Origin of the sequence: Finegoldia magna, from assembly GCF_018371055.1 — a bacterium.
GTDB lineage: Bacteria > Bacillota > Clostridia > Tissierellales > Peptoniphilaceae > Finegoldia > Finegoldia magna_I.
In genome coordinates this window covers 1-3,814 of sequence record NZ_JAGYZD010000170.1, presented here as the reverse complement: position 1 = coordinate 3,814, position 3,814 = coordinate 1, and the positions used below count along the sequence as shown (strand labels likewise).

At 29.9% G+C, this 3,814-nt stretch carries 4 protein-coding genes; all 4 read left to right on the top strand.

What is annotated here, in order from left to right; all coding sequences use genetic code 11:
* The first annotated feature begins 28 nt into the window (after nt 1–28).
* The gene (locus KHW44_RS07345; protein ID WP_304067831.1) at nt 29–1,222 is read left to right on the top strand and encodes a DegT/DnrJ/EryC1/StrS family aminotransferase; all 1,194 of its coding nucleotides are present in this window, start codon (nt 29–31) and stop codon (nt 1,220–1,222) included.
* A 1-nt stretch (nt 1,223) separates the two neighbouring features.
* Nucleotides 1,224–1,856, top strand: coding sequence for a sugar transferase (locus KHW44_RS07340; protein ID WP_094203513.1), 633 nt, complete (start codon nt 1,224–1,226; stop codon nt 1,854–1,856).
* Between the two features lie 7 nt (nt 1,857–1,863).
* A complete protein-coding gene (locus KHW44_RS07335; RefSeq protein ID WP_304067827.1) occupies nt 1,864–3,090 on the top strand; it encodes a glycosyltransferase family 4 protein in 1,227 nt (408 codons plus the stop codon).
* Nucleotides 3,090–3,814, top strand: a 725-nt coding sequence (locus KHW44_RS07330) for a DegT/DnrJ/EryC1/StrS family aminotransferase (RefSeq protein WP_304067824.1), incomplete at its 3' end; no start/stop codon positions are given. The genes KHW44_RS07335 and KHW44_RS07330, both read left to right, overlap by 1 nt.

Below are 3,814 nucleotides of genomic sequence, written 5' to 3'. Positions count from 1 at the left end.
ATAGTTAGTGAAATAAGGAGAGTTGTTTATGAACATTTTATTTTCACCACCTGATATTTCTGATAAAGAAATTGAAGAAGTGGTAGACGCATTAAAATCCGGTTGGATTACAACTGGACCAAAAACCAAACAATTAGAAAAAAACTTACAAGAATATACACAATCGAAAAAGACTTGTTGCTTTAATTCGGCAACTGCTGCATTGGAATGTGCGCTTAGAATTTTGGGCGTAAATGGTAAAAAAGATGAATGTATTACTTCGGCTTACACTTATACTGCAAGCTGTTCAGTTATAGATCATTTGGATGCTACAATAAAATTAGTAGACGTTCAAAAAGATTCGTACTTTATGGATTATGATAAATTGTATGATTCTATAAATGAAAACACAAAGGCTATTATTCCAGTTGATATCGCAGGCGTTCCTGTTGATTACGATAAAATTTACGAAGTAATTGAAGCTAAGAAATCAATATTCAGACCTTCTAATGAAATACAAGAATCTTTGGGAAGAGTTGCTTTGATTTCTGATAGCGCTCATGCATTAGGTTCAACTTATAAAGGCAAAAAAATTGGCTCATTCCAAGATATAGCATCTTTCTCATTCCATGCTGTTAAAAACTTTACTACAGCTGAAGGTGGAATGCTTGCTATAAACATTGGTGATGTAGATAAGATTTACAATGATTTACAATTATATTCCTTACATGGACAAAACAAAGATGCATTAGCCAAAACAAAATTAGGTGCATGGGAATACGACATTAAAGGTCTTTATTACAAGTACAATATGCCTGATATATTAGCGGCAATTGGACTTGCACAATTAGAAAGATACGATGATTTATTAGCTAGAAGAAAAGAAATAATCGAAATGTATAACGATGGTTTTGATAATACATCAATTAGTTATTTGAATCATTTTGGAAAAGATTATACAAGTAATGGTCATTTGTATTTAACAAGAGTTGAGGGTATCGACGAAGAAACACGTAACGATATAATCGTCAAGATGGCAGAAAAAGGTATTGCTACGAACGTTCACTACAAGCCAATCGCGATGATGACTGGATACAAAAATTTAGGATTTGACATAAAAGATTATCCTAATACTTTTGAACAATACAAAAACGAAATAACATTGCCACTACACACATTACTATCAGATGATGAAGTAGCTTATGTTATCGAAACTTACAAGGATATAGTTAGTGGTAAATAATATGGACAATCGAGTAGATGAAATCCTTAAAAATAGCAAATTTAATCTTTTCATCAAAAGATTATTTGATATTTTAGCATCTTTATTTGGAATTTTGGTTATGGCAATCCCAATGATTATAATTTCTATAGCTATAAAATTAGATTCAAAAGGTCCTGTGTTTTTCAAACAAAAAAGAGTTAAGAAAAATAATAAGGATTTTACGATTTTGAAATTTAGGACGATGGTTGTGGATGCTCCAAAATTGGGAATGGCAATAACAGTTGGAGACGATCCTAGAATAACAAAAGTAGGAAAGTTTTTGAGGAAAACTAAATTAGATGAGTTTCCACAATTATTCAATGTATTAGTCGGCGATATGAGCTTTGTTGGTCCGAGACCAGAAGTTAGAAAATACGTCGATATGTATTCGGATTCGGACAGAGATATTTTGAAGATTAGACCAGGAATTACTGATTTGGCAAGTATAAAATACAGAGATGAATCTGAAATTTTGGACAAGTCCGACAATCCAGAAAAAACTTATGTGGAAGAAATTATGCCGAATAAAATCGAACTAAACAAACAATACATTGAAAATATTAATTTATTAAATGATATTAAAATAATTCTTCAAACATTGAAGATTTTATAGGAGTTTTATGAATATTTGGATTATAAATCATTATATTGATGTTCCAGGGAAGGGTAGATATTTAAGGCATTATAATTTTGCAAAAGAATTACAAAAAAGAGGACATAATGTTACTTTATTTACAGCATCTACTACACATGGAACAGATTTAAATGTGATTAATGATGAAAAAAAATATAAAGAAGAAATAATTGATTCCTTGAAATTTGTATATATTAAGGCAAAAAATTACACTGGGAATGGTAAAGACCGTGTAATTAATATGATACAATTCTATAAAAATCTATTGTCAGTATCTAAAAAATACTCTGGGGTTGATGTTGTTTATTGTTCTGCACCTCATAGTTTAACTTGGTTAGCTTCAAGGAAAATAGCCAAAAACAATCACGCTAAATTAATTTGTGAAACTAGAGATTTATGGCCAGAAACTTTTATAGAAATGGGTAAGTTCAGTAAAAATCATCCTGTGGCAAAAATCCTATATGCTATTGAGAAATCTGTGTATAAGTCTTCAGATGCTTTAATATTCACAATGGAGGGCGGAAAAGACTATCTGAAATCAAGAGGAATTAATAGAGATAATGTATTTCACATAAATAATGGGGTTGTACTAGAAGATTTCAATGAATCAATAAATAAATATCATTTGGAAGATGTAGATTTAGATGATAAAAATATCTTTAAAGTTGTTTATACAGGGGCTTTAGGACGAGCAAATCAAGTTGATACTTTGATTGATGCAATGAATAAACTTTCTGATTATGAAGATATAAAACTTATTGTTTATGGGAAAGGTGAATTTGAAGCAAGTCTTATAAAAAAAGTTAGAGAAAATTCACAAAAAAATGTTGTTTTTAAAGGTTCTGTTGACAAAAGATATGTACCTTCTATAGTTACAAGATCAGATTTGAATGTAATTACTGGACAAGATATTAATTTATATAAATATGGAATGAGTTTTAACAAGCTATTTGAGTATTTAGCTGCAAACAAACCTATATTATCTAATTTAAAATGTAATTATGATATTATTGAAAAATTTAACTGTGGTAAGACAGTAAAAAGTGGTTCTGCAGATGCTTTAAAGGAAGGAATATTGTACTTTTATAATTTAACAGATATTGATTATAAACAATTTTGTGAAAATTCTAAAGAAGCAGCAGCAAATTATGATTACAAAATTTTAACTGATAAATTGGAAGATATATTTAAAACTTTAAATGGGGGATTTTAATGAATATACCATTGTTGAATTTGAAAAGACAATATAAAGACATTGAAGAAGAAGTAAACTCAAATGTATTAGAGTGTTTCAAGAATGCACAATATATAATGGGTGAAAATGTTAAACAATTTGAAAAAGAAATAGCTGAAAAAATTGGTGTTAAACATGCGATTACTGTTGGAAATGGAACTGATGCTTTGATTATAGCTTTGAAGTCTTTGGGAATCAAAGAAGGAGATGAAGTTATAACCACTGATTACACTTTCTTTGCAACAACTGAAGCTATAAGATTTGTCGGAGCTACACCTGTGTTTTGTGATGTTGAATTGGATACTTATAATATCGATCCTTCTCAAATAGAAGAAAAGATTACAGACAAAACAAAGGCAATTATTTGTGTTCATTTATTTGGAAATGCATGTAAAATGGATGAAATAAATGATATTGCCAAAAGACATAATTTGTATGTTGTTGAAGATGCGGCACAAGCAATTAATTCACAATATAAGGGCAAAAATGTTGGTAATTTAGGGGATATAGCTTGTTTCTCATTCTTCCCTACAAAAAATTTGGGATGCTTTGGTGATGGTGGAATGATCACAACTAATGATGATGATTTGGCAACTATTATAAGAGCATTGAAGGTTCACGGTAGTGGCGAAAATGGAATGAAAGCTTATGCTATATTAAATGATGAAGAAGTTGAGGTTGTGGAACAAAATTCAGGAGACAA